This window comes from Chryseobacterium sp. HR92 (assembly GCF_045689405.1).
In the GTDB taxonomy this organism is placed as follows: domain Bacteria; phylum Bacteroidota; class Bacteroidia; order Flavobacteriales; family Weeksellaceae; genus Chryseobacterium; species Chryseobacterium viscerum_A.
The window spans coordinates 1733986-1752392 of the sequence record NZ_CP139139.1 but is presented as its reverse complement, the minus strand read 5'-3'; the positions used below and the strand labels follow the sequence as shown (position 1 = coordinate 1752392).

The 18407-nt window shown below is 36.5% G+C and carries 16 protein-coding genes; 7 read left to right on the top strand and 9 right to left on the bottom strand.

Annotated features, from left to right (window positions below):
* Window positions 1-10: 10 nt before the first annotated feature.
* From SFA27_RS07825 to SFA27_RS07815, 3 genes are all read left to right on the top strand, one after another.
* Entirely contained in the window at window positions 11-247 is a 237-nt protein-coding gene (locus SFA27_RS07825; protein WP_407297469.1) for a hypothetical protein, read from the top strand.
* Between the two features lie 34 nt (window positions 248-281).
* Complete coding sequence (locus SFA27_RS07820) at window positions 282-677, top strand: hypothetical protein (protein WP_407297467.1); 396 nt, start codon at window positions 282-284, stop codon at window positions 675-677.
* A gap of 61 nt (window positions 678-738) precedes the next feature.
* Window positions 739-1077 carry a hypothetical protein gene (locus SFA27_RS07815; RefSeq protein WP_407297465.1) on the top strand — a complete coding sequence of 113 codons (339 nt, stop codon included), beginning with the start codon at window positions 739-741 and terminating at the stop codon, window positions 1075-1077.
* A 76-nt stretch (window positions 1078-1153) separates the two neighbouring features.
* Here the strand turns inward: SFA27_RS07815 and SFA27_RS07810 are convergent, their stop codons facing one another.
* The 7 genes from SFA27_RS07810 to egtD form a co-directional block, all read right to left on the bottom strand.
* The gene (locus tag SFA27_RS07810; RefSeq protein WP_407297463.1) at window positions 1154-3064 is read right to left on the bottom strand and encodes an amidohydrolase; all 1911 of its coding nucleotides are present in this window, start codon (window positions 3062-3064) and stop codon (window positions 1154-1156) included.
* A 488-nt stretch (window positions 3065-3552) separates the two neighbouring features.
* Window positions 3553-4344 carry a MalY/PatB family protein gene (locus SFA27_RS07805; RefSeq protein WP_407297461.1) on the bottom strand — a complete coding sequence of 264 codons (792 nt, stop codon included), beginning with the start codon at window positions 4342-4344 and terminating at the stop codon, window positions 3553-3555.
* On the bottom strand, window positions 4305-4694 hold the full coding sequence (locus SFA27_RS07800) for a hypothetical protein (RefSeq protein WP_407297459.1): 390 nt from the start codon (window positions 4692-4694) through the stop codon (window positions 4305-4307). Before SFA27_RS07800 ends, SFA27_RS07805 begins: the two co-directional genes overlap by 40 nt.
* Before the next feature lie 11 nt (window positions 4695-4705).
* Window positions 4706-6271: an ABC transporter permease/substrate-binding protein gene (locus SFA27_RS07795; protein ID WP_407297457.1), complete on the bottom strand. Its 1566-nt coding sequence runs from the start codon at window positions 6269-6271 to the stop codon at window positions 4706-4708.
* Entirely contained in the window at window positions 6268-7188 is a 921-nt protein-coding gene (locus SFA27_RS07790; RefSeq protein WP_407297455.1) for an ABC transporter ATP-binding protein, read from the bottom strand. Before SFA27_RS07790 ends, SFA27_RS07795 begins: the two co-directional genes overlap by 4 nt.
* 8 nt (window positions 7189-7196) lie before the next feature.
* On the bottom strand, window positions 7197-8387 hold the full coding sequence (gene egtB, locus SFA27_RS07785; RefSeq protein WP_407297453.1) for an ergothioneine biosynthesis protein EgtB: 1191 nt from the start codon (window positions 8385-8387) through the stop codon (window positions 7197-7199).
* 16 nt (window positions 8388-8403) lie between these two features.
* Window positions 8404-9384, bottom strand: coding sequence for an L-histidine N(alpha)-methyltransferase (gene egtD, locus SFA27_RS07780; protein WP_047378150.1), 981 nt, complete (start codon window positions 9382-9384; stop codon window positions 8404-8406).
* A 362-nt stretch (window positions 9385-9746) separates the two neighbouring features.
* Between egtD and SFA27_RS07775 the strand changes: the two genes are divergently transcribed.
* The 3 genes from SFA27_RS07775 (at window position 9747) to SFA27_RS07765 (ending at window position 15150) form a co-directional block, all read left to right on the top strand.
* Window positions 9747-12143, top strand: coding sequence for a hypothetical protein (locus SFA27_RS07775; protein ID WP_407297451.1), 2397 nt, complete (start codon window positions 9747-9749; stop codon window positions 12141-12143).
* A gap of 653 nt (window positions 12144-12796) precedes the next feature.
* Window positions 12797-13951, top strand: coding sequence for a helix-turn-helix domain-containing protein (locus tag SFA27_RS07770; protein ID WP_407297449.1), 1155 nt, complete (start codon window positions 12797-12799; stop codon window positions 13949-13951).
* A 140-nt stretch (window positions 13952-14091) separates the two neighbouring features.
* Window positions 14092-15150 carry a serine hydrolase domain-containing protein gene (locus SFA27_RS07765; RefSeq protein WP_407297447.1) on the top strand — a complete coding sequence of 353 codons (1059 nt, stop codon included), beginning with the start codon at window positions 14092-14094 and terminating at the stop codon, window positions 15148-15150.
* Between the two features lie 67 nt (window positions 15151-15217).
* Here the strand turns inward: SFA27_RS07765 and SFA27_RS07760 are convergent, their stop codons facing one another.
* Entirely contained in the window at window positions 15218-16360 is a 1143-nt protein-coding gene (locus SFA27_RS07760) for a serine hydrolase domain-containing protein (protein WP_407297445.1), read from the bottom strand.
* Window positions 16361-17161: 801 nt separating this feature from the next.
* Window positions 17162-17683: a hypothetical protein gene (locus SFA27_RS07755; protein ID WP_407297443.1), complete on the bottom strand. Its 522-nt coding sequence runs from the start codon at window positions 17681-17683 to the stop codon at window positions 17162-17164.
* A gap of 432 nt (window positions 17684-18115) precedes the next feature.
* Here SFA27_RS07755 and SFA27_RS07750 point away from each other — a divergent pair, with 432 nt between their 5' ends.
* Complete coding sequence (locus SFA27_RS07750) at window positions 18116-18397, top strand: helix-turn-helix domain-containing protein (protein ID WP_407297441.1); 282 nt, start codon at window positions 18116-18118, stop codon at window positions 18395-18397.
* The last annotated feature ends 10 nt before the right edge of the window (window positions 18398-18407 follow it).

Sequence of the window (18407 nt, the reverse complement as noted above, 5' to 3'; positions counted from 1 at the left end):
AAAAATTAAAATGAATAAAAAGAAACTATTAGAAAAGAAAGACTGGGAATATTATGTTTTTGAAGAAGACAGCAATATTGAATTATCTGTTCCTATTCCCAATCCCAGCCCAGGATTTGATATCATTTATATTCTGGATGACTCTGAAAAAGAAATGTATTTGAATACAGGTATTAAAGCTCTTGAAGACAGGATAGAGGATATGAAAATTAACTTTTCAAATTACAAAATGAATTCATGGAGATAAGAATATCATATAGAATTAGTAATTAAAAATCCATATGATTAAAATAAATGCAGAAATAGAAAAGGATGGAGAATCATTCATATTCTATGTAAATATATTTAATATATCCGAAGAAATTTTAAAACTGAACCTGTCTAATAATACGGGTGGGCTTGTAAGAGAATCAGTGTATTTATATGATAAAAATAAGGATAGATTACATAAAGGAATCAGCTATATGGCTCCTATAAATAATGTTACCAATCTAACTTCTATTGAACCAGGAAAATTTGCTCAGCTTATGTTAAAAGCGAAACTTGAAGAAATAGAGAATGACTTGTTTCTCGATTTTAAAGGAGCCAATTTTAATGTCAAACAAGATGAAACCTATTATTTTCAAATAGAATATCTTGGTGCAAAATCAGATATGGCGCCTTTCAATATTGATTAAAACAATCAATATTGAAGAATCATTAAACAAAGAAAAATATACAACGATAAAGTAATTCAGCATGATCAGAAAAAACGAAATAACCAGGCAGAAATTATTTGATGGCGATGAACAGGAATGCCTAAAAGAAATTTTTGAAATTGAAAATCAGAAAATCAAATTGATTGATTTTTACAACAGTCCGTTAAGAGATTTAAAAAAAGAAATAGATGATGAAAGTTTTGAAACCATTGTCAGAGAAAGTGAATTTAATGTAAGAAATACTTTCATTGAAAAATATGTATCTGAAGAGGGATTAGAGGTTCATTATCTGAAAAAGAATGATGTAATCTATCTGTTTTCATATGGAGAATTTCAGCCCGGAAGGTATATGCTGTTTTTAGAAGGTATTTATCATTAAGCAAAAAATAAAATCAGAGCAGATTATTTCTGCTCTGATTGTTATCTGATCAGCAACTATTTATTCTCAGAAGCAGTTATGAGTTGTCTGAAAAGAGCATATCTTTCTCAGTCACTACTTTTGCTTTCTTATCATCCACATAAACAGGAATACCGCCTACCCAGGTTTCCAATACAAGAATATCCCGCATTTTCATATATTGTAATGAAGGTGTATTTAATGAAAGAGGGTTCTGTTCCAATATAACAAAATCGGCAAAGTATCCTTTATCCAGCGATCCTACCCATTTGTCTGCGTAACATTGCCATGCAGCATCATAAGTAACCGCAATCAGAGCCTGTTCGGGAGTAAGGCGTTCAGCACCATTTAAAACATCAATATCCTTTGGATTCTTTTCCATAATTCTGGTAATCGATTGTTCCATCATTCTCAAAGGTCCCAGTGGGCTTACCTCATTATCACTATGAAGGGTAATTCTCATTCCGGCAGCAAGCGTTGATCCGCAAAGATCAAGCATTTGTGCTTTTTCACCAAATATCACTTCTTTAAAAGCATATCCCCAATAGCCTACGTGTCCGATCAGGAAACTTGGCGAAACCCCCATTTGGAGCATATTGGTAATCTGATCTGCTGTAAGAAGGGAACAATGTTCTATACGGTTACGAAGCTCCGGGCCTTTATATTGAGCAAGAGTACGCTGATAAGCATTGATGGCAAATGTTACTGCCTGATCACCATTGGCATGAACCATTAGCGGCCAGCCTTTTCCAGCCACCACAGTATTGATCAATGTATTATAGCTTGGCGGAATTGTATGGGCAGGAATACCTGTCTGTGGAAAATTAAATACACCTGTATTATTGGCAGGATTGCACAGATATGGAGCACTCTGATAACCGGTTAATCCCTGATTTGAACCATCTGAAACGACTTTAATATGTCCATAATATACAGGTTTATAATGCTCCGGTACTTTATATGGCTCCAGGTTATCAACATCTTCCTGATTAGAACAAAGATACGCTCCGCCTGTTCTTACCACTTCAGGATGAGTCTCAAAATATTTGGTTAAAAGGATTTCTGATCCTTTATTCAGTCCGGCATCATACATAAAAGTAACACCTCTTGAATTGGCAGTCTGAAAAAGCTCCGTAAGATAACGATTGATCTCTATGCTCATCGCAATGATCTGCAGCTTTATGGTCTTCAATGCAGGAGTCATCTGTAAACCTTCCTGTAGCTGGCCTTTTGTTTCACTGATATACCTGTCAACAGTTTTATACTCGTTCTTTATATCCGGATTGTGATCAAATACATACTCTAATGCCTTAGTATTCAGATAAAGGGTATGCATAGAGGCACTTAACAGCATCATAGGAATATCATGATTAATCGTATCAAGTATTACATTATCAATCGTAATTAATTCCTTTTTTCCATCAGTTTCCTTAAAAGGCATTAATGACGGATCCAATCCTCTTCCTAAAATAACAGCTCCGGGAATTTTAGGAATATGTGCGTTTATGATTGATCCTACAGAAGTTAAATCATATATCGCTTTTAAATTCTGCCCGTCAAAAGGGCTCAAATCTAGCCAGCCGGTCATCATTGCCGTAGGAATCATATGAACATGAGGCTCAATCAATCCAGGGAGTAAAGTTTGAGTTGCCGTTAATGTTTTGAGCAGAAATCCTGAGTGATTGGCAGCCATATAATCGTTTACATCTGATTCACTGCCGGTTACAACAACTTTCCCGTCAGCAATTCCAATGGCTTCAACGGTACCAGTAGATCCACCAATCATTGGCAGAATAGTACCTCCGCTTATCATCAGCGTTTGTGGTTTTTCGTGGGTCGCTTTTCCGGAACCGGGATTTATTTTCGTCAGATTTTCTGCACTGAAAAGTTCTTCTTTAAGAACATCTAAAACAGGATTGTGGCAAGAGCAATGGGTGCAGCCATGCGTGTGGTTGTGTTGTTTTTCCATAAGAATAATTTGGTTTTAAGGTATGGTTAAAGTTTAATTCTTTCCGTGTCTATTTTCAATAATACATTGCCTTCAGCACATAGAAAGATACTTTTGCTACCGAACAGGATTTATTGTATTATTAAAATTAAAATGGATTATTTTTAAGATATTATTTTTTAATAAATATTTATATATGAATAATTTTCATTTATTTACATGTATTAGTTTATTTTATAAAAATAACAAAAATATTCTTTCAACCTACTTTTTTCACTCAATATTGATTATTTTCTTCTGTCTGAAATTTTAATTTACTGCACAGTTTTATTTAATTCACTATTACGACATGTATTTTTCAATACTCCATAATATTCTAAAGCTCAACACATTCATACTCTGACAATTTGTAAAAACAATCAAGCCGAGAGCGAGGTTATCTAAATACAGTAAGCGCCAATTTTAAAAACTGGCGCTTACTGTATTATTAATTGATATGGATTACCGTTTCATTCCTTCAAAGCTTTTTTCAGCCGCTCCAGACCCACCGTCAGAAGCTGTCTTGGACAGCCAATATTGATTCTCAGGAAACCTTCCCCGTTTTTACCATACATCGTCCCCGAATTAAGCCAAACTTTACCCTCCATCAGAAGAATTTTTGACAATTCATCAGAGGTTTTACCGAATGAACGGCAATCCAGCCAAACCAGATAGGTCGCTTCCAAAGGAATCATTTTGATTTCAGGCAGATATTCATTGCAAAAATTTTTCAGGAATATAAAATTCTGATACAGATAGTCTTTCAGTTCAGCTACCCATTCATATCCTTTTGTGTAAGCCGCAATCAAGGCTTCCATGGCAATTGGATTAGGATAACTGTTTTCCTGAAGTTCCAGCATTTTTTTGGTCTGCTCCAATATATTTTTGTCCCGGGAAATAAGATATGATACCGGTAGTCCTGAAAAATTAAAAGTCTTACATGGAGAACCGCAGGTCACCGACTGAAGATTATAATGCTGAGCTACCGAAACAAACGGAATATGCCGGTGATTATTAAAAATCAAATCAGAATGAATCTCATCAGAAACCACTATCACATTATTCCGTGAACAAATGTCAGCTACTTTCTCCAAATCTTCTCTTGTCCAGACTTTTCCCACCGGATTATGCGGATTACAGAACAACAAAAGTTTAGTTTTGGGATCGGAAGCTTTCTTTTCGAGATCATCAAAATCAATGGTGTAATTTCCTCCTTCGTACTTCAATTCATTGCAGACAATATGACACCCATAATTTTCCAAAATGGTAAAAAAATGATTGTAAACAGGTGTTCGTCAGGTTGCACAAAAGCACGAATGATGGCCGAAAGTGAAGGAAGAATTCCCGTTGCAGGCAGAAGCCAGTCTTTTTCTATGGTAAAATGGTGATTCGTTTTCCACCAATCAATCACCGAATCATGAAACCCTTTAGGAATCGTACCATATCCGAAAATTCCATGAGAAACCTTTTCATAGATAGCCTGAATCACTTCCGGAGCGGTTTTAAAATCCATATCTGCCACCCACATAGGTAAGATATCTGCCTTTGCCCAGTCCCATTTTACGGAATGAGTTCCTCTTCTTTCTATGATTTCGTCAAAATTATACTTCATGTTTAACGTCATTATTTTGAATCCAGATAATTTTTCAGGTCTGAAATATTTTTAATGTTAAGTTCATTTGCCTGTTTCTTCCGCATCATCAAAGCATACGCATTATTAAAACCAAGTGGTTTCAGCCATTCAATTCCGTATTGTTTCCGGAATTCCAGATTGACATAATCCAATGTTTTTGCCGGACTTTTAGAGACTTCTTCTATCGTTTTTGCCGAAGGTTTCAGCAAGACCAGCAGTCCGGTTCCTGTATATTCGGGATAAAAGTCAATCCCATCATTCATAAGAGCATCAAAGCAGATTTTCGTTCCGCCAAGCCCTGTTTTCGTTTCCACTTTATAATTGGTATAGCCTTCGATGAGCATTTTGTAAATTTCGGCAAGAATATACTGTTCACCAAAAATTTTTGACCCGATTTTTATCGTTTGGGAATTTCCTTTGCGCGGATCTTTATATAAGTTTGTTTTTATTAAAAAGTCTTTGGCAATTTTCTCAGGAGTCTGTTTAAGATAATCAGCTTTATAATTCAGATCTGTCATTATGGAATCATTGAATTTCCCCGATACCAGATTCAATGTTTTTTCCAATCCGGGAAACTTTTCCAGTGTCTTTGTTTTTATTACCGGCGCTGCAAAATAAGGAGGAAAAATCTTCTTGTCATCCTCCAGAACATACAGATCAAAAGCCTTAATTCTGCCATCTGTAGAATATCCGCTGATGAGGTCCAAATCTTTTTCGTAGGCTGCTTTGTACATAATGGCATCACTTACAACCAAAGGGTGTACATCCAGCCCATATACCGAGCGAAGTCCAAGATCACCGTCCTGCCGTCCCATAAATTCCGGCGTAAAGCCTGCTTTAAGCTTATGATCAGAAACGGAAGTCAAAAGATAAATGCCCCCAATAATTGCCAATATAACGGGAACGGTATATTTTAATTTCTTTACAGCTTGATAACTTAATTTCTGTAAAACGGCAATGGTTTGATCTAAAAGAACAGCCAATAACGCCGCCGGAATAGCTCCCGCCAGAATCATATTGGTGTTATTGAGGGAAATTCCGCCAAAAATAAATTCTCCCAATCCTCCGGCCGCAACAAATGAAGCTAATGTTGCCACTCCGACATTGATGACTGCCGCCGTTCTGATTCCCGCAATAATGACAGGCATCGCTAAAGGAAATTCAACTTTGAAAAGCCGTTGTTTCCTGTTCATTCCCATTGCTTTTGCAGCTTCAATGACCATTGGATCTACTTCTGTAATTCCGGTGTAGGTATTTCTGATGATGGGTAAAAGCGCATATATGAACAACGCAACAATGGCCGGAGTAGCCCCAATTCCGAATGCGGGAATCATAAAACCAAGCAATGCGATACTGGGAATAGTCTGCAAAATCCCTGCAATTCCTAAAACAGAACCTGATAATTTTCTTTTTCGGGCAATTAAAATTCCTAAGGGTACACCAATAATGATCGCCAGAAACAGAGACAAAAAAGTGAGTCCCAGATGCTGTACAACCTGAGTAAGCAATTTCTCATGCTGCTCTGTGATAAACTGCCAAAAATTTAGCTCACTCATACAGTCTGGGATTTTCGGTATTCATTAAAAGCTTTAACCAGATTTTCATAATCTTCGGAAAGTGAAGTATCTGCACTCAATTTTTGAAGAGCATCCCATAAACCTGTATTTTCGGAAAACTGAAGTTCTTCATAGAAACGACGGCCATCAATCAGAGGTATCATATCTTTCAGTCTGGCCACTTTGTACTCCAGTAAAAGCCGGCTTCTAGCAAAGAAATTTTTAACAAAATCATTTTCCGGCTGATAAAGCATTTCTTTTGGAGTTCCCGTCTGAATAATTTTCCCTTGATCCATCAGGCAGATTTTATGACCCAGATCGAATGCTTCCTGAACATCGTGGGTAACCAGAATAATCGTTTTATTTTTAAGCTCTTCCAATGATTTGAATTCTGCATGAATATCGGTTTTGGTAATATTATCCAACGCTCCGAACGGTTCATCCATCAGCAAAACAGGCGAATCGGCAATCAAAGCACGGGCAATTCCCACTCTTTGCTGCTGTCCGCCGCTTAGCTCGTTTGGAAACCGAGTAAGTACCTCTTCTGAAAGATGAAGCTTATGTAATAATTCCAGTGTTCTTCCAACAGTCTTTTTTTTATCCCATTTCAGTAAATCGGGAATGACTGCAATATTCTGCTGAATAGTGTAATGGGGAAACAATCCGGAATGCTGCATGACAAAACCAATTCCCATGCGTACCTCTTCCACTTTTTGTGACTGAATATTTTTACCGTCAATCAAAATATTCCCGGAATCTACTTCGATGAGGCGGTTTATCATTTTCAGCATGGTTGTTTTCCCGCATCCGCTTGTTCCCAAGAGCACCAGAATTTCCTTATCATTAGCCTGAAAAGAAATAGTATCAACCGCTTTTTTCCCGTTAAAACTTTTTGAAACCGATTCAACTGTAATCATAGGCAAAATTATTGTGCAAGTCTGATTCCGGTAAACTGCCACTGCAAATGGGTCTGGAAAAAGTTCCGGTAGGTATTTCTGCTATGTCCGGGCGGAGTGGCTACTGAAGCACCGCGAAGTACCATTTGATTCACCATAAATTTCCCGTTATATTCCCCCACAGCTCCTGTTTCTTTTTTAAATCCAGGGTATGGAAGATAGGCGGAATTTGTCCACTCCCAGCGTTTTCCCCAGTCAAAATATTCTGATGCGGCTTCCCATTCGGCTTCAGTAGGCAGGCGTTTTCCTTTCCATGAAGCAAAAGCAGAAGCTTCAAAAAAACTGATGTGGCAGACCGCTTCCTCTAGATCGATTTCCTGTAAACCGTTTAAAGTATAATTCATCCATTTTCCATCAATGAAATGCCAGTATAAGGGGGATTTTGCATTGTTTTGTCGCACCCAGTCCCAGCCCTCAGCGTGCCAATGGCGGAAATCTTTATACCCCCCGGCTTCAATAAATTCTAAGTATTCTTTATTGGTTACTAACTGACTGCCAATAGTAAAGTCATTCAGATACACCTTGTGTCTTCCGAGCTCATTATCAAAACAGAAACCTTCACCCTTAAAACCGATTTCATAAATTCCTTCTGAAAAATTAATCATTTCTGAGTTTCCAGCGCTTTCCTTTTTAGAAATATCTTTTTTTCTGTAAGCTGGAAATAAAGGATTGTGGCCTAAAATATATTTGATATCTGTCAGTAACAGTTCCTGGTGCTGCTGTTCGTGGTTTAAACCTAATTCCAACAGAGATTCCAGTGATTCTGTAAGATATCCGTTATGAAGAAATTCATCCATCTTCCGGTCTACATATTCACGATATTTAAAAACATCTGAAACGGAAGGACGGCTGAGATTTCCTCTGTCGGTACGGATAACACGAGCTCCAATGGTTTCGTAATAACTGTTGAACACAAAATTATACTGAGGATCAAAAACTTCGTACTCCGGAAAATTGGGCTGCAATATAAAGGTTTCAAAAAACCAGGTGGTATGGCCTAAATGCCATTTCGGAGGACTTACATCCACTATAGGCTGAACCACATAATCTTCAATTTCCAAAGGGCTGCAAATCTCAACGGAATGATTTCGGATTTCCGAGTACTTTTTTATCCAGTTTTTATGAGAATTTGCTTTTGCCAGTGCTGCATCTTTATTCATAAAAAATCATTTTAAATTAGACCATCCAAATAGAATCTACAAACCAGTTTTTTGCATCTTTAATTTCAACAAGGATATGAAATCCCGAATCTCCAGCCAGCTTTTTAATATCCTGTTCAGAAAATTTCTGAGAAATTTCCATATCAATCAGCTCATCTTTTTTAAAGTAAAACAAACGGTTTCCCACATGAACTTCCTGATCACAGAGACTTACCAGAAAACTCCTGCAGGCTCCCGAAATCGGATCATAATTTTGATAATGCTGGAAATTTTCCATCTTGAAATCAGCTTTCAGTTCCCGGTTGATTCTTGTCAAAAGATTAAGATTAAACGAAGCGGTAATTCCTGCTGAATCGTTGTATGCGGCAAGAATCGTGTTTGGATTTTTCTTAAGATCAAAACCTACGAGAAATAAGTCTCCGGCATTCAGTTTTCTTTTCACTTCATTACAGAAATGTCTGGCTTCCTCACTTTCCATATTCCCTATATTTCCGCCTAAAAAAAGGACTACTTTTTTCTTTTTTGAAATACCGGTGGCTTTATCAAGCATATCAAAATACTCCCCTTCCAGCGGTAATATTTCCAGCCCCGGCAATTTTCTCTTCAGGTTTTCCTGCAAAACGGAAAGAATATTTCCTGAAATATCAATAGGCATATAAGTAAAATCTGTTCCTTTCTCTACTAAATTTTTGAGAAGATAAGAGGATTTCATCGCATCACCTGCTCCTAATTCTATCAGATCAAAAGATTCATTGATATTGGAAATTGCTTTTGCGAGTTCTTCAGTTTTATTTTGAAATATATCCAGCTCACAATTGGTAAGATAATATTCCGGCATGGCCATAATCTGCTGGAAAAGGCGGTCGCCTGTTTTGTCGTAAAAATATTTTGAAGATAATTTTTTCGGATGAGCGGACAAGCCTTTTAAAACGTCCGAACCGAAATTATCGATACCTTCATTTTTAAAATGATCATCTTTTTTTAACGGTACATTCATAGTTTGTATTTTGTTTTGGTTGTTCATTGAGTACAACTATCTTGCCGACACCGGAATTGCTTCCCATGTACCTATAAGCGTCTCCAATTCATCTAATTAAAGGTAGGATTTATTTGTGAATTTCACCTACCACATCTCATTTTATTGATAAAACACGAACAATTCACGGGTGCTCTTCCTTGATTAAACCACTTTATCAGCATAGTTTTCCGATAAAGACCACCAACAGTTTTGCAGTTAATAACCAGTGAATCACAATCTGAAACTAATATTCTTTAAATTGGATAAATATCAGTTTTTTAACCTTTCCGAAGTCTTTAAATGATTAAATTAGCCCAGAATTAAAATGCGCTGAGATTTTTATGAAAAATATATTCTGTGTTTTGCTTATTTCTATGGTACAGCCTGTACTGGCCCAAACTAAATTGGAGAAAGCAATTACCAATCTTGAGAATAATTACGAACAGGAGAAAGTATACTTACTTACCGACAAATCCCAATATGCCGCTGGTGACAAAATCTGGTTTAAAAGTTTCGTATTTGACGGATATAACCGTTCTGCATTATCTACTACTCTATTTGTTGAATTGTACAATTCTGATAAAAAATTAATAGACTGGAAAACGGTACTTCTTACCAATGGTGAAGGCAGCGGGGATTTCCAACTGAAAGAAGACCTTCCTGAACAGGTTTATTTTGTGAGAGCTTATACGCCTTACATGACCAATTTTAACGAAGATTTTCAGATTGTTAAAACCCTTCCGGTTTACAACCCTAACTCCACAGAATCATTAGTGATTGCTAAAAATTCTGACTGGTCTGCAAAAGCCTTTCCGGAAGGCGGAACTTTCATTAACGGAATGCCTACCAAATTTGCCGTAAGATTATCCGGCAATTCTTCTTTACCGGAAAATTGGACCGGAAAAATAATTGATGCCCAAAATCCAAAAACTCCTATCACTACATTTAAATCTTTCGATAAGAATGTTGCTTCCTTTAGAATAACTCCGGTATCAGGAAAAAAATACCAGGCCGTCATCCAGGATAACAATGGAAAAAGCCAAACAATAGATCTGCCACAGGTTGCTGACAGCGGTCTGAATGTCGATATTTCCAGCTCTAAAGAAGGAATTAAATACACTTTAAAAGGCGTTAATCTGAAACAACAGCTCCAGGGTTATAAAATTGTAGGACTTATCAATAACCATCTTGCGTACAGAGCAAATATCAACCATTTAACCAATGAGGCTTCAAGTCTTATTCCCACAAAAATCAGCAACGGGGCCAACGGTGTTTTGCAATTGGCCATTTTTGATGAGCAGGATAATCTTGTGGCCCAAAGGCTTTGCTTTATAAAACCCGGTGATTTAAAGATTGAAAAAGCAGAAATCATAGCCCAGAGCTTAAAACAAACTCCAAGGGCTTTCAACAGCATTGATCTTTCTCCGGAATCTTATTTTAAAAATTATACTGTTTTGGTGAGTGAAGATGGCGGCACCTCAACTCCGGAAGAAGATAATATCCTTAGCGGACTGTGGTTAACGGGAGATTTTACTTCAAAAATAGACAGCCCGGCACAATATTTTTCCAAAAATGCCAATAGTGAAGCACTGGACGCTCTGCTTATTTCTGAAAGCTGGAAGAGATTCGACTGGAATTCCGTACTCAGCGGAACTGCCCCCATCATTAAAACCAAATCTCAGCAATATCTTTCTTACAGAATAAAACCTATTAAAAATAATGCTCTGCTGATCAACTCCGATGTAAATTTAGTATTGCAATTAGGGAAAAATGAACCTGCTTTCAATCAATTTAAAACAGATCAAAACGGATATGTCTATTTGAGTAATCTCAATAATGATGAACCTGTAAAAGTTTCCTTATTTGTAAATTCAGAAAATAAAGAATCAAATACTGATAATTTATTTGTCACCGTAGAACCGCTGGTAACTCCTTCAGAATTTAAAGGCAGCTTCCCGGGTACAAAATATACACTGATAAAATCTGCTAAAAATAAAACCCTTCCCCCAGCAATTTCCAGAGCGATCAATACTCAAAAAAACTATAAAAAAATAGAAGGTAATGATATCCAGATTCAGGAAGTAGCATTGGTAGGAAAAAAGAAAGACCCAAAAGAAGAATTAGACAAACAACTGTCCACCGGAATGTTCAGTTCTGTAAATTCTACAGTCTTCGACTTCGTGAATGAAGACCAGCATGCCGCAGCATATACTAATATACTAGACTGGCTGCAGGGAAAAGCAGCAGGTTTAACACTTCAAAGAAATAATTCAGGCGTAAACGTGCCTTACATCCGCGGCCAGCAGGCTAAGCTGTATTTAGATGAGGTACTTACTGATGGTTCAATGATTTCGTCCCTTCCTGTAAGTAATATTGCAATGGTAAAAATTATTAAGGGATCAGGATTAATAGGTGATGCCGTAGCCATATACACCATGAAAGGCAATATGAAGTCTAAAACCAATGAAAAAGAAGTTCCAAAGAACAACTCAGCCATCATCAAAGGATATGATAAACCTTCAGAGTTTCTTGTTGAAATGATAGATGAAGATGCTCCGGCAAAAATTGAAAATGACACCAGAGAAACCCTTTACTGGAACCCTAATTTATTTGACAGCGACTACGTTCCGCCAAGAATTAAATTCTTCAATAACGACAGTGCCAAACAATATAAAGTACTGATCATAAGTTTTGATGAAGATGACCATATTCTTTATGATCAGCAAATTTTGAAATAATAAAAAAGCCTTTCAATGATCTTGAAAGGCTTTTTTTGTTTTGAAGCAGGAAGCTAGCTGGAAGGAGGAAGTTATGATCGTCATAAAGAATACTTGTTTGTGTTTTTTTAAGTTGTATTTTTTAAAATGATAACTTTATCTCTATTATTGACTACCTCAAATCTTAGATTTCTAACGAGGAATTGTCATTCTGACGAAGGAAGAATCTTATTGATAAGTAGACATCTGAGATTCTTCATACATTCCTGAACTATGTTCGCAGACTTTTAGTCTGTATTCAGAAATCAAAGATTCGACGTAGTCAATGACACTAAAACCAAAAGTCGCCTGTTTTGTTGACTATAAGTCGCTACAACTAAAAACAACTCCCCGCTTCCTTCCTCCAGCTTCCGGCCTTTTGTATATTCCTTAATTCAAGCGGTTTATGATTAAGGGAGTTAATCGCGGATGAAGCTATGTGGCTATATGTTCGCTTAGAAAGAATCAATGAAGTTGATTCCGTCTTTGCTCCCTTAGAATATGATATTTAAATTATAAAATCTTTGCGTTACATCATACTGCATAAGCACAAACAATATTCTTTAAATTATTTTAAATAATTATATTTACGAAAGTAAAACCTGGATCAAAATACAGAACATAAAGCATTATGAATGGATAAAATGAATTTATTAAGTCTTGTAACGATAATCTCGTTGTTCGTTTCATTCTTTCTTGTATTTTTTTTACTTACAGTTAAAACAAAGCACAAAACCAGTAATCGTCTTTTTGCTTTTTTCCTTATCCTTACTGCAATAGATGTGAGCGATCCTTTATGGAATTCAATTTCTAACGGTCCCTCCAATCTGGGAATGCTGAGAAATACATTTGCATTTTTACAGATTCCTGTTTTCTATCTGTATGTACTGTCTGTTTGCTATTCTGATTTTAGGCTCAAACCTAAATACCTCATACATCTCCTTCCGTTTTTAATTGTAAATATTGTTTTGCTGCCTCGTTTTTATGCTGTAGATACCGCTTCTAAAATTGATTTTCTTGTCAATCGTCAGCATATGACAGAGCTTCAGTTCAATCATATTCTGTTTCATATTCAGGTTATTGTTTATTTTACTGCTGTATTTCTGCTTTTGAGAAAGGCCAAAAAGCTCTACCTTGAAAATAATGCCGGTACCCATGTCAATTCCTACCACTGGCTCTTCCAGTTTACGGTTGTACTCACCATTTTATATTCCATAGCTCTTTTGAAGAATATTTTCAAGTTTTCGGATTATCTGTACATCTCAGAATGGATAAAAATAGGAGCATTGGTCCTTCAGCTTTTTATTGTCTGCTGGTATCTGTACAAAGCATTGAATAACCCTGGTCTTTTCAGAAATATTGATTCCAAATTAAAGCTTGTTTCCGATATTATTTCTGAGGAAAAAAATAATAATTCCGAAGCCGTTAATGAAAATGTACACAATGAAGAATTATTGAAACTGAAGAAATTCATGGCAGAAGAAAAGCCGTTTCTTAATCCTTCTTTGACCATACAGGATATTTCAAAAGAACTTGAAATTCCCGTTCGTGAATTGTCTGTTCTTATCAACCATCAATTAGGACAGCATTTTTACGATTTTGTGAATACATATCGTATTGAGCATGCGATGAATATTTTAAAAGACACTACAAAAAATAAAGTAACCATTCTGGAAATCCTGTATGAAGTAGGTTTCAATTCAAAATCTTCCTTCAATACTGCTTTTAAAAAGCATACAGGAAACACGCCTACCCAATACCGCAACACACTACAAAACAACGCTTTGTAATTACTCGTACTCTTATCTTACATTACCCGAACGTATTTTTTCAGACCAATGAGGCCGAATACTTTTATTCGGTCGCCTAGATGTAAGCACTTCCACATCTTTGTATCGAAATCATTTTTAACCATTAAAATAACGATACAATGAAAACTTCATTCACTTTTCTAGCAGTACTATTATTGATCAGTACTTTTACTTTTGGACAGAATATTTCCAAAAAAATAGATTCCATCATCAAAGACAATTATCAGAAAAATCCGGACGTGGCAATCAGTGTCGGGTTGATCAGTAATGATGAGGAATATTACACGGCTTATGGAAAACTGAGCAAAGAAAGTTCTGTTAACATTAACAAGAATTCCATATTTGAAATTGCGTCTATTACTAAAATTCTGACTTCAAATTTAATTGCCCAGGCCGTTATCGAGAAAAAGCTAAAACCGGAGGATTATATCGACAACTATTTGCCTAAAGGATATATTTTACAGAAAAATCTTAAAAACAAAATCAAAATTTCAGATCTGGCTTCTCATCAGTCTGGCTTACCAGATATAGATTTCGCCAAATTAATAGAACAGAATCCGCAGCAGCCTGTAAGCAGCGTCACAGAAAATACATTGACTTCCATTGTCAACAACTGCAGTGAACTCATTGATTATGGCAAATACCGTTATTCTACCATTGGGTATACGCTGCTTGGACAAATACTGGAAAAAGTGTACGGTAAAAGCTATGATGAAATAATTCGTGAAAAAATAATCACTCCTCTGCAGATGACCAACACATTGACAAAGGATTTCAATGTAAAAAACATTACAGCCGGATATAATCCCAATGGCGGTGCTCAGGAATTTTTCAAGTGGAACATTACAGCATCAGCAGGATTGGTAAAATCTAATGCCTCGGATATGATCACTTATCTGAAAGCTGTTCTTACCAACGGAAATCCAATATCTGATGCCGCACTTTTAACAGAAAAGCTCTACTATAAAGATGAAAAAAGAGAAATGGGACTAGGTCTTACCATTAGCACTGATGATCAGAACACCATTTATCTGAAGTCCGGCGATTCTATGGGCCAATCTTCCATCATCTGCTACAACAGGGCAAAAAAATGGGGAATCATCATCCTTCTCAATCAAAGAAATTCAAAAATGAGACAAAATCTGCTGAATGAGATCTACGACAAAGTCCTGAAATAAATCTCCTAAGCCATCATACAAAAATCCAGAAAACAATTTTCTGGATTTTTTATTACAGAACTCTGTTTCAATTTGCTTTTATTCTTTTGGCCCAGCTCTGATAGATTGGGAACCAAACACGATCTCCGTTTGAGCCATTACAGAGAATTACAATACTGCTCTTTGTGGGAAAATGCATAAACAGGCCAGCGCTCCAGCCTTCATTTTCTCCGGTATGCCCTACTGTTTCAAGCCCTTCATAATTCATGAACCTATATCCAAGACCGCTTTTTCCCTTATCAGAAAATGGTAAAACAGGTTTCTCCATCAATTGTACGGTTGCCGGTTTCAACACTTTATGTGGTTGGCTTTGTTCATAGTTTAGTGACAGTTCTGCGAAATGCGCCAGGTCCAAAACTGTTGTTTGCAATCCTGCTGCAGCCTGTTCTGTAAATATTCTGTTCTTTATAGGTTTACCCGAAGCATCATAAGCTGTTGCAGAATTTTGCATCATTTCTTCAGTCCATTCATATGTAGTATGATTCAATCCTAAAGGGTTGAAAACATTCTTTTTCATATAATCTGCAAATTTCTCCTTCGTTCTTTCTTCCAGCATCAGCTGTGCTAATGTGTAGCCACCGCCTGAATACTCCCACTGTGTTCCCGGCTCGCTTATTAAACGTACACTTTCTCCGTTTCTTTTTGTCTTTCCGGAAAGAGATTCTTCCAGACTCAACAATTTTGTTCCTTGTTCAGAACCTCCGTAACCATGTACCGAAAGCCCTGCCGTATGACTGAGAATACGCTTCAGAGTAACTTTTGATATATCATATTGGGAAACGGGTAATTTCCAGCGGGTCAGGTATTCATTTACTGGGTTATCCAGGTTTACAAGCCCTTTTTCTGTAAGTTGCATCAATCCCCATGCAGATACCATTTTAGAAACAGAACCTACATTAAAAATGGTTTCTGTGGTTACCGGCTTTTGGTTTTCTTTATCAGCAAACCCTATACATTGTGTCCAGACTATTTTTCCATTCTGAATAACAGCTATGGCTACTCCGGGAACATTGTTATTCCTGGTTGCTTCCAAACCGATTCGCTGAATTTCGGTATAGAGTGAATCTCTTTTCAGCTTTTCAACCTCAACAGCGCTCTTTGTTCCCGAACAGGAAAGAAGAAGTAAGGTAAAAGATAAGCCAAAGATGGATTGTATTATTTTGCTGTTCATTTTCTATTTGTTTACAATATTTCGAATTGAAAGACCAATGCTTTCTTCGCCTTTGTTGCCGTACTAAAAATACAAAGAATATCATCAGTAGTATGCTCTGTTTCAGGAGTTTTCTATTTTTATCTAAAAAACGTCATTGTATGCGGCCTAAAATAACTTTTATCTTCCAGCCTTTTATTTCTTTAAAACGCAAAGAAAATATTCAATCCGTTTATTAAAAAGGGAGCAAAGAGTGCAATGAAGTCGCGGATGAAACTGTAAGGCTATGCGTCCGCTTAGAAAAATCAATGAAATTGATTCCAGCTTTGCTCCCTTATAATAAGATAATGATAGTAGTAAACCTTTGCGTTAAATCCTTAGCTTAGTATTGTCATTCTGACGAAGGAAGAACTCCCTGGAAATATATGAGATTCTTCACTACATTTCTCAACTATCTTCCAGTCTTTTGTTTCTTTAAACGCAAAGAAAATTTTCAATCCGTTTATTAAAAAGGAAGCTAAGAGGGCAACAAAGTCGCAGATGAAGCTGTAAGGCTATGCGTCCGCTTAGAAAAATCAATGAAATTGATTCCAGCTTTGCTCCCTTGTAATAGAATAATAATTTTAGTAAACCTTTGCGTTAAATCCTTAGCTTAACATTGTCATTCTGACGAAGGAACAATCTCCCTGGAAATATATGAGATTCTTCACTACATTCCATTTCGTTCAGAATGACAGCCTTGAAATTAATAGGTATCCATACCAACCAGCTATCACTACACCTTACAATGACTTCCATCTTCCAGCCTCACGCTCCCAACTCCTACTTTCCTCTCCTTTCCAGCATAAGATGCCCCGCATCCAGCATTTTCAGCAGGTGCAAATATGGATTAACAAGATTTGTTTCCGGAAGTTTATCGTAGGCTCCCATTGAGAAATAGACCATCCCGGACATAAAATAATCAAACTCTTTGACGCTGTATTCTTTGAATGCTTTTTTAAAAACCAACACTGGATTTTGGTATTCTTTCTCCGAAAGCAAGCCGAGAACCCATGGAGAAGGATTTTCCAGCAGAGGATCTGCAACCCATTTCTTTCCTTCTAAATGGATGAGGTAGCACGCACGCACAAACGACCGTACCGCCTGATGAAACTGAAAAACTACCGATGGATCTTCATTGATCCAGCTATTTCGCTTTACGGCGTAACTCATAATGCTGTTTAACTTCTCTTTAGAAGATGCCAGATCATTGAACTGGTAAAAGTTCTCCATCAGCTGTAACCCGGAACGCTTCTTACCGCCTTTCCAAAGCTGAGGTTCAAAATGTGTGCTTGTCTTTTTCATGTTTGTATTTTTTAAATATTATAATATAAATCTGTATTCCGTTAAAGCATGAAGCCACAATGGATTGTACAATCCATTGTAATATATCATGATACTTTATGTGATAAAGCGACTTAGAAATGATGATTGTAGAAAAAGAGAACAACATGAAATAAAACGGCATGGAACTCTACAATATCTGAACTAGAGGTACTGGTATACCCAACACACAGATAAGAGAGCCCACGCCTAGGTCGTGAGCTTCCTGCTTATCGTCTTGTGTGTTTAAAAATTACCAGTTTTCTAGTACAAGATCCTAAGCAATAGCTTCTATAATTTTTTGAAGTATCGCAAAGCTACTTTATTGTAGCTTATTGCACAAATATAAAACAATTTTTAAAATATGTACTATAGTACATAATTATTTTTATTGTTTTTCATTCACTTTGAATTATGAATGAATCATTAGATGAAATAGAGAAATTTGTTATAAAACGTATAAAAGAAATACGTGAGACAAAAGGAGTTACTCAAGAAGAACTATCTCTTTCGATAGGAAAGAATATTGGATTTATTTCACAGATAGAAGCACCGTCTAAAAAAGCTAAATATAATTTAATTCACTTGAATTTAATTGCTATAGCATTAGGCTGCTCCATTAAGGATTTCTTTCCTAATGAACCAATTAAAGAAAAAAAATACGACATTAGAGAAATTAAAGCAAAAAAATCCTGACAATGTCAAG